The 14,629-nt window shown below is 46.8% G+C and carries 12 protein-coding genes; 6 read left to right on the forward strand and 6 right to left on the reverse strand.

Annotated elements, in window-relative coordinates; translation table 11 throughout:
• The first annotated feature begins 628 nt into the window (after positions 1 to 628).
• Positions 629 to 985, forward strand: a complete 357-nt coding sequence (locus tag Enr17x_RS08870; protein ID WP_145307916.1) for a twin-arginine translocation signal domain-containing protein — start codon at positions 629 to 631, stop codon at positions 983 to 985.
• Positions 986 to 1,174: 189 nt separating this feature from the next.
• On the opposite strand, the gene Enr17x_RS08875 is transcribed toward Enr17x_RS08870, so the two are convergent.
• Together Enr17x_RS08875 and Enr17x_RS08880 are read right to left on the reverse strand one after the other, a co-directional pair.
• Complete coding sequence (locus Enr17x_RS08875; RefSeq protein WP_145307918.1) at positions 1,175 to 1,885, reverse strand: transposase; 711 nt, start codon at positions 1,883 to 1,885, stop codon at positions 1,175 to 1,177.
• 248 nt (positions 1,886 to 2,133) lie between these two features.
• Positions 2,134 to 3,075: an SEC-C metal-binding domain-containing protein gene (locus Enr17x_RS08880; protein ID WP_198001044.1), complete on the reverse strand. Its 942-nt coding sequence runs from the start codon at positions 3,073 to 3,075 to the stop codon at positions 2,134 to 2,136.
• Positions 3,076 to 3,935: 860 nt separating this feature from the next.
• Between Enr17x_RS08880 and Enr17x_RS08885 the strand changes: the two genes are divergently transcribed.
• Positions 3,936 to 4,835 carry an integrase core domain-containing protein gene (locus Enr17x_RS08885; RefSeq protein WP_198001045.1) on the forward strand — a complete coding sequence of 300 codons (900 nt, stop codon included), beginning with the start codon at positions 3,936 to 3,938 and terminating at the stop codon, positions 4,833 to 4,835.
• A 330-nt stretch (positions 4,836 to 5,165) separates the two neighbouring features.
• Here Enr17x_RS08885 and Enr17x_RS08890 read toward each other — a convergent pair whose 3' ends face one another.
• From Enr17x_RS08890 to Enr17x_RS08900, 3 genes are all read right to left on the reverse strand, one after another.
• Positions 5,166 to 5,924: an endonuclease/exonuclease/phosphatase family protein gene (locus Enr17x_RS08890; protein ID WP_198001046.1), complete on the reverse strand. Its 759-nt coding sequence runs from the start codon at positions 5,922 to 5,924 to the stop codon at positions 5,166 to 5,168.
• A 198-nt stretch (positions 5,925 to 6,122) separates the two neighbouring features.
• A complete protein-coding gene (locus tag Enr17x_RS08895; RefSeq protein WP_145307926.1) occupies positions 6,123 to 6,578 on the reverse strand; it encodes a carboxypeptidase-like regulatory domain-containing protein in 456 nt (151 codons plus the stop codon).
• A gap of 137 nt (positions 6,579 to 6,715) precedes the next feature.
• Positions 6,716 to 7,687 (reverse strand): DUF1559 domain-containing protein, encoded by a 972-nt coding sequence (locus Enr17x_RS08900; RefSeq protein ID WP_145307928.1) that lies wholly within the window; start codon positions 7,685 to 7,687, stop codon positions 6,716 to 6,718.
• A 338-nt stretch (positions 7,688 to 8,025) separates the two neighbouring features.
• On the opposite strand from Enr17x_RS08900, the gene Enr17x_RS08905 reads away from it, so the two are divergent.
• Entirely contained in the window at positions 8,026 to 8,613 is a 588-nt protein-coding gene (locus Enr17x_RS08905; protein ID WP_145307930.1) for a sigma-70 family RNA polymerase sigma factor, read from the forward strand.
• Positions 8,606 to 9,787, forward strand: a complete 1,182-nt coding sequence (locus tag Enr17x_RS08910) for a hypothetical protein (protein ID WP_145307932.1) — start codon at positions 8,606 to 8,608, stop codon at positions 9,785 to 9,787. The genes Enr17x_RS08905 and Enr17x_RS08910 overlap by 8 nt, the downstream gene beginning before the upstream one ends.
• Before the next feature lie 790 nt (positions 9,788 to 10,577).
• Here Enr17x_RS08910 and Enr17x_RS08915 read toward each other — a convergent pair.
• On the reverse strand, positions 10,578 to 11,783 hold the full coding sequence (locus tag Enr17x_RS08915) for an acyl-CoA dehydrogenase family protein (RefSeq protein ID WP_198001047.1): 1,206 nt from the start codon (positions 11,781 to 11,783) through the stop codon (positions 10,578 to 10,580).
• Positions 11,784 to 12,330: 547 nt separating this feature from the next.
• Here Enr17x_RS08915 and Enr17x_RS08920 point away from each other — a divergent pair.
• Together Enr17x_RS08920 and Enr17x_RS08925 are read left to right on the forward strand one after the other, a co-directional pair.
• Positions 12,331 to 12,690, forward strand: coding sequence for a YciI family protein (locus Enr17x_RS08920; RefSeq protein ID WP_198001048.1), 360 nt, complete (start codon positions 12,331 to 12,333; stop codon positions 12,688 to 12,690).
• A complete protein-coding gene (locus Enr17x_RS08925; protein ID WP_145307936.1) occupies positions 12,687 to 13,937 on the forward strand; it encodes an RNA polymerase sigma factor in 1,251 nt (416 codons plus the stop codon). Before Enr17x_RS08920 ends, Enr17x_RS08925 begins: the two co-directional genes overlap by 4 nt.
• Positions 13,938 to 14,629: the final 692 nt, after the last annotated feature.

Raw genomic sequence — 14,629 nt, forward strand, 5'->3', positions numbered from 1 at the left:
ACGAAAAGCAGGTTCAAAATCCGACTGGTTTTGAATTGAAGTCACACCGGTGATGGCATTCGAGGCTTGTCTGCGCCCAATGCCTTCGTTGTGAATGAAGAACGCAACGCGAATTCGCTCAGGTGGACCCGCTGAGTGATGTAATTTCATAACTGATGCAAAGTCGAGATTGTTTTGGTATTAAACTTCAAATGAACGTGTTGATTGAAACCCATAGCGGCAGCAATTCGTGTACCAACTAAAGTCCTGTATGGAGATACAGAATAATTAAGTAATCATTAATAATTTGATGTCCGAGCAAAAAAGGGTTTTTTGTAGATATTTCAATCTGAGAGGAATCGTCGATTTTTACGACAGGATGCCTGAATGGACCGATAGAACACCCAGCAGAAGAAACGATGCTTATAAATTGAACTGGTCTGCCCGGTGTTTCAACAAAAGCGATCTTGATCGGCCGAGTTCAAAATAGAATCGTGTCTGGTTTTTAAGTGAAACCGCTTGTTCATCTCCAATAAAATTCACGTAGAAGTCCCCTCCTTCCCAAAAACGGGTGGAGACATGTAGATAATCTGATGCGATAGAGTGCAGAGTCTCGCCTTGTTTTGCCCCACCACAGGAGTCTGCCCCGATGTCTGATGCGAACCTACCGGATTCTCTGTCTCGTCGTGATGTTTTGAAACTGGGAGCCGCTGCGATGGCGGGGTCTGCTGGTTTGAACTGGCTGTCACCCAATGCTAGTGCCGCGGAAACGAAGCGGCCGCAGGTCGCTGCCATCTATACACAGTTCTTTTTTGCTCGCACGCGTATCATATTTTGCATCCCTTCCTCGGGCCGTATCTGTTTAATGGGAAGATCCAGCACCCGCAGTGTGATGTGCTTTCTTTTTATGGCGATCAGTTTACCGACCGTGATCTCTCTCGCGGCGTTGCGAAAAAGTATGACATTCCAATTTATAAACCGAGATTTCCCATATGGATCAGCCTGAAACCACTCCAGGCATGGATTGTCTTTAATTGTAACCACTGCGGTCCCCCGTGTCTAAAACGAAATGATTTTTCGCCACTTTTGTTGTCCCTCTGTTGTTGAGATCCGGAAATCGCTGCCGAGCGAATCATTTTTCAGTAGTCAACACGGTTTCTGCGCAGACTTTCTCTGTGAGGAACCCCGTTTTTCGCTATTTGATATACTTCCACTTCACGTCATGCGTGACCGGCGGCGGAATTGCCAGTCGTGCAATCCGATCAAGAATCGCGGCGAACAATCTCCGTGGCACAGCCACTTCGGCCAGTTGAAAGAATACGTACTTGGCATGCCGGGTTACCTTGGCCCCAACCTTGATCAGCTTCTCCCGCAGCGTCGTCAGCGACCAGTTCTGTATAGGCTTGGGCAACACCAGTCGCCGCAGGAAGTTGCCGAGGTTATAAGCTAAGGAGAACAGTTGCAGCCGCGCCTGATTGTCTTTGAATGTACGGCAGGAGAGCTTCATCAGTGCCGTGAGATTGCGCTTCGTGCTGAGTATCTGCGTCTCGAAACGGCCCACCTCGCTACTCGATGCCGCTTGCTTCTCTGGCAATGTCGCCCTTCCACCAACCACGTGACGTAGTGCCGGGGCCACACACATCCGCTCGGCGTCGTTGACATCTTCGTAGCCTGCCAGTCGGCTGTAGATCGACTGACGTAACGACGGCACAAGTTGGTGCTGCTTGTTGCGGCCCTGGCGTGAATCGCTCAGCACATCTCCGCCCATTTCCGTCAGACCGAGCGCTTCATCCAGTTCCCGGTAAGCCAGCAGTCCCGCATCGGTGGTGACCTGACTGCCGCAGAACTTCAGCTTCAAACGGCTGTCAAAACCAACCCGCAAATTCTCGTTTTGGCTGTCACCCATCGGGTTCCCCTATAAGCATGGCATGAATTGGCAGAATACCCTTGTTTTGTAGGAGAATGGCGCAAATTGCGTGCCAAAGTATGGGGAGTCATCTGGGAAATGAGGGGTAAATGTTCTTTGCGGTTATTCAGTCGATCTGTAAATAAAGTAATCATATTTCTTATGATATCTTCTTATGATATCACTACTCTTAACCTAGAAGGCGAGTTGATTCATAGGCCGCAGGAACTAAATAGTTGGTTGAGTTTTCAATTGAGCCGAGAAGATTCATTGGGATTTTTCAGACAGCACTTCTTGTATTTTTTCCCGCTTCCACAAGTGCAGGGATCATTCCGGCCAATTCGGGCATTTTGCCTTATGATTGTATCTGGTACGTACGCTGGTTGAGTTAATGCATCAGCATCTGAGGCACCAGTGTCTGCTATAAGATCCAAAATCGAGTCATCTGACACACCAAAAAAACTTCCGTATTTCTCCTGGTAAAGTTTCTTGCGGAGTGCCTCAGCCTCTTCGTTGTCCTTCTTCCATTCTTCGAATTCGGGAAATTTGATCTCTAAGACGGTACAAACTGAAACGAGGCTCTCTCGCAAATCAAGAATCTCTGGATCAATTTCACTTGCGCAGATAAACTGTCGCACCGGCTCAATGGCTTCTGTTGAAAAATGTGAGAGCGCCGCTTGTCCGAGATGTGTTACGATTGTCTCATCGGTTTCCTCTTCGAAAAGATCGATGCACTTTCGGATGGCAAGGTCGGTATGTAATTGCTCCAGTATACTGGAGCCATGGAGTCGAAAATGCCATTCTGCAGTGGAAAACTCAGTTGCGAGAGCATTGGCTACATCATCTCCACCAATTCTGATGAGAGCTGTTTGGCATTCTTCATTGAACCAGTCATCATCTTCCTTGAGTGCTTCGATCAATGATGGCACCGCTGCTGTCAGTCGAAGTTCACCCGCCAAACGAAGGACAAATCCCTGTATTAATGCCCTTGGACTATTTTCCGAATAGTCGATGTCCTCATTCAGCATCATCAAAACTTGGCCGGCAACGATGTCACCGCCACGTCCCAACGCTTCTACGATCCGATTTGCGTGGGGCAGATCCATTTCAGAGAGATATTGTTTCTCGTTCTCCTGTTCACAAAAATCTCTCAGTTTGTTCCAAAGAGCCTCAGGGCTTTCAGTAAGCAAGTGGACTCGTTCAGAAAGAGCAGAACCGAATTCTGGCAGGAAGCCAGGAAGTCCCAGAATCTCCGACTTCCTGGTTTGTATCAGCAATGGATCGGCCTGGGCGAGTAGGTTTGAAAGAGCAGAAGCATATTGATAATCAGCCTGATTATCGTCCTGGTATGCAAACTCCTGTTGTAGTTCTTCCAGACACCATTGGATCGTGGATTCAGTCTGTGGAAGACTCAGAGCTTCATTGATGAAACGTAAGGAAGACTCACGGCAATACTTTTCAACCACTTGAATCACGAGCGGCATTATGGTGGTGTCTTCACAGAATGGTCGAGAGAAGTATTGGAGTGCTTGTATTCGAACTGGTAATTCGGAATGCAGGATAGCTTGTTTGATTTTTTCTTCCGGTAGTCGCATTATCTTTCTCCTCCATGAAGTACTTCTGTCGGGGAAACGGCAATTACAAAAATAACAACTTCCAGATTCTAAGTAATTCTGATCTAAAATAAAAGGATTTCAAATGACTTGGCAGGCTACAATTGTTGTTCTCACAGTGCATCCCTTTACACATTTTCGTTCCTGATTCTACCTTGTTGTTATAAGCGTTAATAAATAGAGTCGACTTTACAAAGAATCAGACTGACTCATTAAATTTTCAGAATCCGTTTTACACTGTTGGGCTGTCTATGACCTTTATCCTGAAACCTTGGCAACTTTTCTTCACTATAATCGCTGGTTAGGTTAACAGGCAGCAACAGGAAGTAATTGAATACCTGAGAACTGAGAATCAGGTTCTAAAAGAAAAACACGGTAAGAAACGCATTTTACTAAATGACGACCAGCGCCGAAGACTCGCCGTTAAAGGAAAGATTTTGGGGCGTAAGCGACTCGAACAGGTTGGTACTCTGTTTACACCTGATACCATTCTTCGTTGGCATAAAAAGTTGGTAACCAAGAAATGGGATTGTTCAAATCGAAGTAAGAGAAAATCAGGTAGACCCAGATTACCTGATGAGGTTAAGCAACTCGTGATTCGAGTCGCAAAAGAAAACTCTTCTTGGGGATATGACCGGATCGCTGACGCTGTTGCAAATGTGGGCTACAAGATCTCTGACGAATCGGTCCGCAAAATTCTCATAGAGCAGGGTATTGAACCAGCACCTGATCGGAAACGCCAGACAACATGGAATACCTTTCTTAAGGCCCACTGGGAAGTATTAGCAGCAATCGACTTTACCACTGTGGAAGTCTGGACGAAAGGTGGTCTTGTTACCTTCTATTTACTGTTTGTGATAGAACTGAAAACTCGCAGAGTTCATTTCGCTGGTTGCACAATGAATCCACATGAAATATGGATGAAACAGATCGCCAGAAACCTGTCAGATGAGGCCGAAGGATTTTTGCGTGAGAAGCAAAAAATAATCATGGATCGAGACACGACTTTTTCTGAGTCATTTCAAATGATTTTAAACCAATCAGGTACTAAGCCGATTGTTTTGCCACCACGCTCTCCTAATCTGAATGCTCTTATTGAGCGATTCTTTCGTTCACTCAAATCAGAGTGCCTCGATAGAATGATTTTCTTTGGTGAAAACTCGTTGAGAAATGCAGTCAAAGAATACTTGATTCATTATCACGAAGAGCGGAACCACCAGGGACTCAATCATCAGATGATTGAACCGGGAGAGGAAGTTGGTCAAAGTGCTGGTGAGATTGAGTGCTGCGAACGACTCGGTGGCCTACTGAACTATTACTATTGCAAAGTGGCGTAATGATTCTGATCATATCGGTGTATTTTATCTGCGATCATAGTACGTATACTTAATTGAAATTGCACTTGAAAACCATGAGCTTTACCAAAATGGGTGGCGATCGGCCGAGAATGGATGGTCTCAACTGAGTAGAAAGCTAAATCGTGAAAGAGTTTATCGCGCGGCTGAGTAAATTGACCATACGCCGACTACTTCTGTAACGCTGCATTCCTGGTCAGTGAGAATGATCTCCGATTGAAAATTTAATTCCGGTGTGTATTGACATCGTGGGCTGCTCACAGAGCCGCTTCTTAAATTGAGAGTTTATATGCTCGAGGGGCCGCTATTCCACTAAGAGTCCGGAAGCTTTTCAAGGACGCTGAAAATAGGACGATGATCTGATGCGTAAGGTTCGTTCAGAACTCGAAACTCTTTCACTTTCCATTGAGAATGCTTATTGAAAAGGATGAAATCAATCTGTTTTTTGGGTTGGGATGCCGGGTAGGAATTTTGTTTTGTGTTGTTAGTCAACTTCCATTGTTTTCTCAACTCGTTGACTACAATACTGTCGAAATTAGCATTCAAATCACCAGCCAAAATGATCGATGTCTCAGGATGGTCAGAGGCATATTGATTGATGTACTTTGCTGAGGCCAGTCGATTCTCATTATCAGCGCGATGATCCAGATGCGTTGAGCAGACTGTTACTTTACCTCCCCGGTTAGCATGTGGTTGTAAGTGTGCACAGAGCAATCCTCGCTGTTCTCCAGGCTGTGGACTGGGAAGTGGATAATTGATCGATTTGGAAATTGGAAGTCGGGAAAGGACGGCATTACCATAATGACCTCCCTGAAAATTAATGTTCTTTCCGAACACGAATTTCAAGCCAGTCAATCGGCTTAGTACGGCCAATCCGTCTACACCTTGAATCCGTTCTGTCTTCCGATCTACCTCTTGAAGCAATACAATGTCCGGTTTTACAGACAGGATAATCTTAGCGATCCTGTGGTAGTTTACTTGTGCATCGCTACCGGCGCAGTGTCGAATATTATAACAGAGAACCCGTAATTCGGTTGTCGAGGTTGTAGCCTGGGCAGACGGGTAAAACATTATGCTAAAAATCATGAAACAGAACAGGATCATGCTCAACCAGATGGCTCGCTTCAATGAGAAAGACCGGAACAGCCAAACGTGTCCCAGCCCAAATGAGTAATGATTTGTCAAGGAAATATCTTTCTGATTATCCGTTGCTAATTCACCATGGTAAAAAACTAACTGGTGTCTATCGATTACCCAGTTTGTCTCAGGTTAGGATGCTGCTGGGATTTCGATGTTGACATCATTTTTCCCTTCCTGGACGTCTATTTTTAAATTGGATGTGATTTCGTTCCAGTATTTTGCGGGAATTAATTTCTTCAAACCGACCAGATTTTTTTTTCCGGATTGCCGGGGAATAAAATCACCATCAGGGGGTTCCTCATTTCCAAATTCTTCGGAAACAAATACGACGTATCCTCCAACAGGTATGGACTTGCCAAATTGGAATGTCCCATTCTCAGTAATCGATGTCGCGATTGCGTAACCCGTTTGGGGACTCATTAAACAAATGCGAACGCCTCCAGGGACAGGAGCATGGTTGGCAGAGATCAACCCAATGACTGTTCCCGATGGTTCTGAGGAACCACATCCGGAAGTTGACAACAAAAACGCTGTTAGAATCAGCAATGGAACAGGAATTCTTGAGCGGAAGGTGAGAGGCTGCATGTGTCGACTCATTACTTTACTATTCATGGAAGTTCAAAAGACTTGAATAGTGGTTGCTAAATAGTGGTTGCTAAAAGAGAAAAGTACATCTCCCCAAACACTACCTGAGGGGAAATGAAAATACTAATTCGTATGGTTCACCAAGAGGAAAGGGGTTCACCGTCGGCACGGAGACATACACGCTTAAAGTTAGTGAAGTCGATGTTTTCAGAGACAAAGCGAACGGAACCATCAGCAAGCAAGGCTTGAATTCCTCCTGTATGAAATGAATTAAGAGTTGTGTTTGATCGATATTGGTAACTGTTGCCTGAACCAATGAAATCTGAGTTGATGACGTAACGCACAGTCGTAGTTCCAGCAAACCAGATTTTGTTACTTGCTACGCAATTATCAGCTGTTTCGGTTAGAGTAGCTCCGTGCCAGCCTCCACGGTAATTGGCAGTAAGTTCTCGACCGTCTGTGAGCCCGGATTGCTCAGCGACAATAATGGTATTTGAAGTACCATCTCTCACATCCCGCATTCTTGTTATTTGATTGGTCAGCAGCATTCCATTATTTGCCACGTATCCATAACCACAATCTGAATACCCGGTGTCAGGTCCCGGAAGGGGAGGAGCTGCGCCTGAGATTCCGACATAGCTAGCATTCATTGCCCGATCATCATTACGGCCATGCGGGTCGGAAAAGGGATCCAAAGCGCTCGATGGGCACAGATAGACAGGAACAATTAATCCGGAAAGGACAACATTGGATCCGGTAAGATTATCTCCATCAAATCTGCTATTGAAGTCAAGCTTGTCGTATAGAGAACTCTGTTCAAGAAAGGGCAAAATCATGACTCGCCAATTGACACCATTGTAGACTCCAGAAGATCGCATACCATAATTTCCCGGAGGGAAAGCTCGATGGACATCATGGTAATTATGCAGCGCCAAACCAAGTTGTTTCATATTATTCTGACAGCTGCTGCGACGCGCGGCTTCTCGAGCCTGCTGTACAGCGGGAAGCAGTAATGCGACTAAAACGGCAATAATCGCGATGACGACCAATAGTTCTATCAATGTAAACGCGCGGCGATTAAGACCAAGAGATCGGGGTGAAGTGTACATATTCTTCCTCGGGGTATTTAAGTTTGTAGATAAAAGGCCGTTTATTTCTTAGTGAATGCTATTTTTTATAGCGCCTAGTCAATCCAGATATTTAGGTTATGCGTTCTCAAAAGTTTTAGATCTGAGCCAGTTTCAAATCAATCAGCCTCGCAATATCTGTATGTCGCAGAACAGTCAAATTGTTATCATGGAATTTTGGCTGTTAACCGAATCTTAACTTTGTAAGTCGTAATTCAGTTGTGTATAAATTGAAGATGAGCCAAATTATGTACGATTTTATTTTTAGTGATTTATTCAATATTGCGTTATTTTTGCTTCCTTGAAACTTGGACTTCCAAATGGATAACTCTCAAAATTTGAAACAAGAAACCAGCCGGGAATCTAATCAGGAATTATTACAGGCTCAATCTCGCGAATTGCTGGCACGGAACTGGATGAAGGCGCAACCGTCTCTGCTGGCGTTTATCGTCTCCTCGACGCCTCAGTTTTCTGATGCAGAAGATTTGTTACATGAAGTCGCTGCTGAGGTGGCACTTCGCTTTAATCAATATGATCAGAACAGACCGTTTCTGCCGTGGGCATTGTGGGTGGCGAAAATGAAAATTGCTGATTTTTATCGATCAAAGAAACGAACTCCGGTCGTATTTGTCGGTGAATCGATTGATGCAGTAGCTGAGGTTTGTACCCGCGTGCAACTGAATCTCGATGAAGAAAAAGGGGCTTTGGAAAATTGTTTGAGTCAATTGACAGATCGTTCCCGTGAACTATTACATTTACGATATACTCAGGAGATGAAACCTCAGGATATAAGTGAAAAACTTGGTCTGACTCCTGGTTCGGTGCGGGTTTCCTTATCACGGATCAGGTCTGCATTGACACAGTGTGTGAAGAATATACTGAGCAGAAAGCAAGTCACCAATGGATGATGCAGAAGCTCTGGAACTGATTGATGCGCATTTAGACCTTCAGAAACTTTCACAGGAACAGGCGATATCTTTAGCAAACTGGCTGCGTGAAAAACCAGAGCACGAATATGATGCATTTCACCGAATATTTTTGCATACCTATCTTCATCAACGTCTGCAGGCTGGATCAATTCCTTCCATGCCGCAGACAGACTTAAAGGTGTCTACTAAGACCGATTGGATTCACACACCAATTCAGGTCTCTACATATTCTGCATCTATGCCAGGCCCCTTTAGAGCACGTTGGTTGAAATTTACGTCAATCCTTTTTTGCGGGCTTGCCATCGCATGTTGTGCCATCTACTTCAGTTTTCCGATAAATGAAGAGTCAATTTCTGGCTTATTTCTATACGAGGGATTCGACTATCCTCAGTCTTCTTCCAATACCACTTCTGGAGACGGGAGTTTTTGGCCAACCACAGGAGGACTGCAGGGTTTATCCGGTGGCATTGGCTGGGAAGAACCCTGGCAAGAATCAGGCTCTAAGGTTGCCATCATCGTAGGTGATCCTGCAATTCCAGCTTGGAAGCCATCAGACATGCGCAAGTTTGGTCCCTTGGGATACTCTGATTCTGAGGGGAGTGTGCTTCAATCGATCGGTCGACAGATGAGAACAGCAGCCGGTCCAACGAGCAGCACATCTCGGCGACTCGATCTTACAATGTTCCCGAAGATGATGTCAGACGAACAGGGATTGGGAACTGATGGAACAGTTCTCTGGTTCAGTTTTCTCGGACAATCATTCGATAGCGCGGGCGAGGGACGTTTTGCTTATCTGCAACTGGGGACTAAGACAGCCGGTTTTCGGATTGGTAAATTGGCTTCCGTCCCTTCTGGTAACTGGGCAGCAGTCGGACTTTTCAATGGCGCTGAAGTCAGTTTGCGAGCCAGCAATGTCCCGTCAGGAGAAGTTGTGTTTCTAGTCACACGAATTATTTTTCGTCCTGGAAACGAACAAGTAGATGTGTGGATCAATCCCAAACTCAACGCAGAACCAATAGCCACCGATGCGACTTTTCAATTTACCGTTCCTGACTTCCGCTTTGATGAACTGTCGATTATTTCTCGCTACTCTACCGATATTGATGAAATTCGATTCGGTAGAAGTTTCCAATCCGTTGCCCCAGTTCAGTGATAGCGTACTGAACAGGATATGGAATATTTTGAAGTAAGAAGGTGTTGAACCGAGCCCGGATCACTATCCCTTTTGCAAATGTGGGTGAGACGACCTCTGACGAATCAGTGCGAAAATTCTTAAAGAGCAGTGTATTGAGCCAGCACCAGATCGGAAACGCCAGACAAAATGGAGCACCTTCATTAAGGCGCACTGGGAAGTATTAGCAGCTATCGACTTTACCACTGTGGAAGTCTGGACGAAAGGTGGCCTTCTGAACTATTACTATCGCAAAGCGGCGTAGTGATTCTGATCATACTGTTTCTTCTGCAACCGCGGTGCGTAGACTCCATAGAAATTGCACATGTACGCTCTCAGCTTTACTAAAATGAGTGATAGTCGGCCGAGAATTGGTCTTGGACTTCCCCCCGAATTCACCCTCAACCAATGGTCAGAGGTGGTGTCACCGATGCAAGTTAACGGAGCCGATAGACGACAGAGGTTGGGCAAACTATAACAGCGATGCAGAATCTCCAACTTGTGTTGGTGCTAAATACTGAAGTAAATAGTTGGCGGGTCGCCATCCGATAAGCTCGTCAGGAGTCTGATTTGAATTCTCGGATGTGCCAAATATCGACCCTATTTGCGGACTCCCCACGTGCCAGGGGAACTCATACCTTATTCCGGAATCTGATTCGATTAGATGATTTCCGTCTGGAAGGGTTTCGGCATGCACGTTTTAATCAACATTTGCGGGGACCTCATTTCTGTCCGCTATGACGCCGTTTGAGCAATCGGAAACAGGGTCTAGTTACCGCATTGGATCTGCATCAGGCAGATCCAGGGCAAACTGCCCATGCGTCTCATAAGCAATGTCGCTTACGATTAAGTGCTGGGCCGCCACATTGATGTCCCGTAGTAAGCACCTCTGCAAGCACTGCGTTCGATACACGGCCTTGCCGCCCCCATAGCGAAAGGCTTGGGTTACTACATCGGCAGCCACTTCGGTAGCAAAAACGGCAACGCTCCGCATCTCGGCATGCGATCGCGGTGACGGAATCTGATTGGCACAAAGCGTCGCCCACACTTCGGTGAAGATCTCCATCACCAAAGACCGTGCTGCCCGGAGCTTCAGATCACACTCGCCAACGGCGCGCTGGAACGTTGGCCGCATCTCTAAAGTGGATGGAGAGAGTGTATAGTTACGCCGTTTCGAATTTGCCAACCCGATTACTGTATCGAGAGCACAGCGCCCGACACCGAGTGCAAAGGCGGCATGTTCGTTGGCGACAAAACCCGGGAGACCCAGACGATAGAGTGGCCCTCCACGCTGCGGTTTGGCATGTAATGAATCCCAGGTGAACTCCTCTGGAATAAAATGCTCTGTGATAGACACGTCACAACTCCCTGTAGCTTCGAGTCCGGCCACGTGCCAATTGTCATGGATCTGAACAGATTCAACAGGAACGGCCATCATGCGGAGTTCAGGTGGGGCCTTGCTTGTGCGCACTACCTGAACCCCGGCAGTGACCCATTGCGCATGCCGTATTCCGCTCGCAAACGCCCACTTTCCGCTCAGGCAATATCCCCCATCTACAGGGACGGCCTGGCCAGTGGGCATGGCCACGTTGGCTGTCGTGGGAATGTGGCCACCGTCGAAGATCTCTGCGATGGCCTTATCATCCAGAAACGCCGCCATAAGACTAACGGATGTTGTCCCATTCAACATGCACCAAGCCGTTGATGGATCAATGGCACTCAGGACTTCGATGACCTCAATCTGTGTCACCGGATCAGCCTCGGCTCCGCCAAGTACAGCCGGGAGTTTCAAAGTAAAGAGCCCTGACGTGATAAGCGCATCAACCGTGGCCTGCGGAAGCGTTCCTTTTTCTTCCGCCTCGTCTGCTCGGCTGGCAACGATTTCGCGCACACTCTCGACTGCTGCAAGCAATGCTTTCCGCTTTTCCTCACGCTCCACGGGAAACTGCTGGTTCAACATCTTCCTCCCTAAGCTCACCTAACGATAAAACTAATATAAGAAGCTTCTGTGAGCGGCCTAACGTAACCTGCAAATTATTGTAATCTTATATAACTAAACATTAGATACGTGGATGTCAATTAAATTCTCGCGTGAGAGATTGTTTCCGTCAATCACAGGACTCAAAAGCCGATTAACGATCAACCATCGGGCGATTGATACAACCCAAACATGTTTCCATGCCTGTTGAACTGAAACTGACAACAGGCTTTGAGCAATGCGTCAAGAGTTTTGCGGCCTCGCTGAATGCGCGATTTGGCCCCTGAAAGCGAAATGGATTCCTGACCGGCGATCTCCTACTTTTTCCGGACATTTCGTAAAACCACGGTTTCACGAATATTCTTCATCGAAATATTGTGGAATTAACTGCTATATATTAGTCGCCTGAGCACAAATTTTCCAGATCGCATCAATGCCGTAAGAATTTTCAGAAAATACTTGTCCCTGCTACTGTCAGTCTTTCGTCATCATTGTGTACGATCCATCTGCATTCGCAATTTTCATGATTTTGAGAAAGGACCATACGATGGCTAAGTTTATGTTCTTACTACGTAGCGGCGGAATCCGTGAAAGCAGCTCCGAAAAGACACCCGAAGAGATGCAGCAAATGATGCAAATGTATATGGACTGGATGCAGGAAGGCACTGAAGCCGGTTGGATACTCGATCCCGGTAATCGTCTGGGAGCTGGAGCAGTCGTCAAGCCCGATATGACTGTGATCGACGGCCCATTTGCAGAGACGAAGGAGCTCGTGGGTGGTTACATGGTGGTTGAAACGCCTGATCTGGCTGCCGCCATTGAAATTGCCAAAGGCTCTCCGATGGTGAAAGGAGGAAACATCATCGAGGTTCGTGAACTGCCTGACAAGGGAATGGATAACGAATGAAGTGTTCGACAAACCAACTGGTCGAACACTTCTTTCGGCACGAGTCGGCAAACCTGATAGCCGTGCTGACTCGTGCCTTTGGCATTCGTCGCATCGAGATGGTTGAGGACGCAGTTCAGGTTGCGTTGCTGGAAGCAATGCATGCTTGGAAACTGCACGGCACTCCAGAAAATCCTGCTGCCTGGATTCACCGTGCGGCAAAGAACCGCATGCTGGATGTGCTACGCCGCGAGAAGACATATGAAAAAGCAGTTTCGCTGTCCGGTCAGTCAATCGACAACCAGGAGTCAATTGTCAATCAATGGCTGGAGGAAGAACATTTACCCGACAGCCTGCTGCGGATGATGTTTGTCTGTTGCCATCCATCACTCGACCGAAAAACCCAGATCGCGCTGACGCTGAATTCACTTTGCGGATTTGGTATTCCCGAGATTGCTCGAGGCTTACTGCTTCCCAACGAGACCGTGAAGAAGCGCATCTGGCGCGCGAAGAAATCTCTGACAGCAGCAAATGTGCAGATCGAACTTCCCAGCGATAATCATCTGGCTCAACGACTGGACGTCGTACACATTGTCCTCTATTTGATGTTTAATGAAGGGTACAGTACTTCACACGGTACCAATCCGATCCGCGACGACATCTGCGAAGAAGCCGTTCGACTGTGTCACCTGCTTTGTGAAAGTCCGTGCTCACAGCCGGCAACGAAGGCCTTGTTGGCATTGCTGTTATTCCATGCCGCTCGACTTGACGCGAGAACCAATGAGAATGGAGTCGTGATTCTGCTGGAAGATCAGGACCGTGCGAAGTGGGATCACCATTTAATCTGTGCCGCTCAAAGTTGGCTGGCGCAGTCAAAAAGCGATCAGCCGACGACTTTTCATATCGAGGCAGCTATCGCGATGCTACACTGCGTCTCCCCCAGTCTCGAAGCGACGGATTGGCACACGATTGCTCGCCTTTACAATCGGTTGCTACATCTACGTGATTCGCCTATTTATGCATTGAACCGAGCAGTCGCTGTGGGGCAGGCGGGCGACCCGCGCGAGGCCATGTCGCAACTGCAGTTGCTACGCAGTCGAAAGGTGATGAAGAGCTATTTGCTGCTAGATTGTGCTTTTGCCCGAATGCATGAGCTGCAAGGCAACACAAAGGAAGCAATCAACTCCTACTCGGTTGCATTATCCAAAGTAGTAGCTCCGCATGAGAAGCAGTTGCTGGAAAGAAAAATTCGTAAACTTGCAGATTAGAGATGGGACAATACCGTAAAACCACCCATTTTGCGGACTCAATATGTGTGCGTGGAAGCCATGCGTATTCGCGGATTCATAGCAAACCAAAATACTTTGGTCAGAACGGCTCCTGGAGTGTCCGATCAAATCAATGGTAAAACGGACACTACAAGTGTCCCGAGAAGCCAGACGTTTTCTCGGAAACCTCTTTTGATCAGTTCACCGAAGGGATGGGAACAAGCATGTGTTGCGGAGTTCCTTTTTGCAAACGTCTCTATGTCGGCAGCCCGCTTTCAGCACAATCTGCTAATTAATACTTCATGGCCATTAACGCCTCGAAAATGGTGGCCAGATTTTATCTCGTTTTTCTCACTTGCGGTGGAACAGTTTTAGGGTTGCAGGTCAGATGTCTGGAAACAGATAATATTGCCAAAAATCAGACATGGGGCAGTCAGAGTAGAAAACTTTGCGTCTCGAACGAATCATGTTGCTGAGATGTGAAAAAAATCGGTGGGGGACATGCTTGACCGGTTGGCTGAGCGCAGTTCATGATCTCCATCGGCGACTTCATCCCGAAATCGCTGGCCAGTCTGGAAAAGTCTTTTCGGACGGCAATGCCCCTTGTGTTTCGTTACCGAAAGGATTGGACAATTCTCAGTCTCGAGAACTCGCGCGAAAATGGTGGGAAAGTTGTGACAAACAGCCCAGCA

The organism is Gimesia fumaroli (genome assembly GCF_007754425.1).
Classification (GTDB): domain Bacteria; phylum Planctomycetota; class Planctomycetia; order Planctomycetales; family Planctomycetaceae; genus Gimesia; species Gimesia fumaroli.

What these genes read in the sequence shown, in the direction of transcription:
- Enr17x_RS08905 (WP_145307930.1), top strand. Translation starts at nt 8,026, where the DNA reads ATGGATAACTCTCAAAATTTGAAACAAGAAACCAGCCGGGAATCTAAT.
- Enr17x_RS08875 (WP_145307918.1), bottom strand. Translation starts at nt 1,885, where the DNA reads ATGGGTGACAGCCAAAACGAGAATTTGCGGGTTGGTTTTGACAGCCGT.
- Enr17x_RS08925 (WP_145307936.1), top strand. Translation starts at nt 12,687, where the DNA reads ATGAAGTGTTCGACAAACCAACTGGTCGAACACTTCTTTCGGCACGAG.
- Enr17x_RS08920 (WP_198001048.1), top strand. Translation starts at nt 12,331, where the DNA reads ATGGCTAAGTTTATGTTCTTACTACGTAGCGGCGGAATCCGTGAAAGC.
- Enr17x_RS08870 (WP_145307916.1), top strand. Translation starts at nt 629, where the DNA reads ATGTCTGATGCGAACCTACCGGATTCTCTGTCTCGTCGTGATGTTTTG.
- Enr17x_RS08895 (WP_145307926.1), bottom strand. Translation starts at nt 6,578, where the DNA reads ATGCAGCCTCTCACCTTCCGCTCAAGAATTCCTGTTCCATTGCTGATT.
- Enr17x_RS08910 (WP_145307932.1), top strand. Translation starts at nt 8,606, where the DNA reads ATGGATGATGCAGAAGCTCTGGAACTGATTGATGCGCATTTAGACCTT.
- Enr17x_RS08900 (WP_145307928.1), bottom strand. Translation starts at nt 7,687, where the DNA reads ATGTACACTTCACCCCGATCTCTTGGTCTTAATCGCCGCGCGTTTACA.
- Enr17x_RS08890 (WP_198001046.1), bottom strand. Translation starts at nt 5,924, where the DNA reads ATGTTTTACCCGTCTGCCCAGGCTACAACCTCGACAACCGAATTACGG.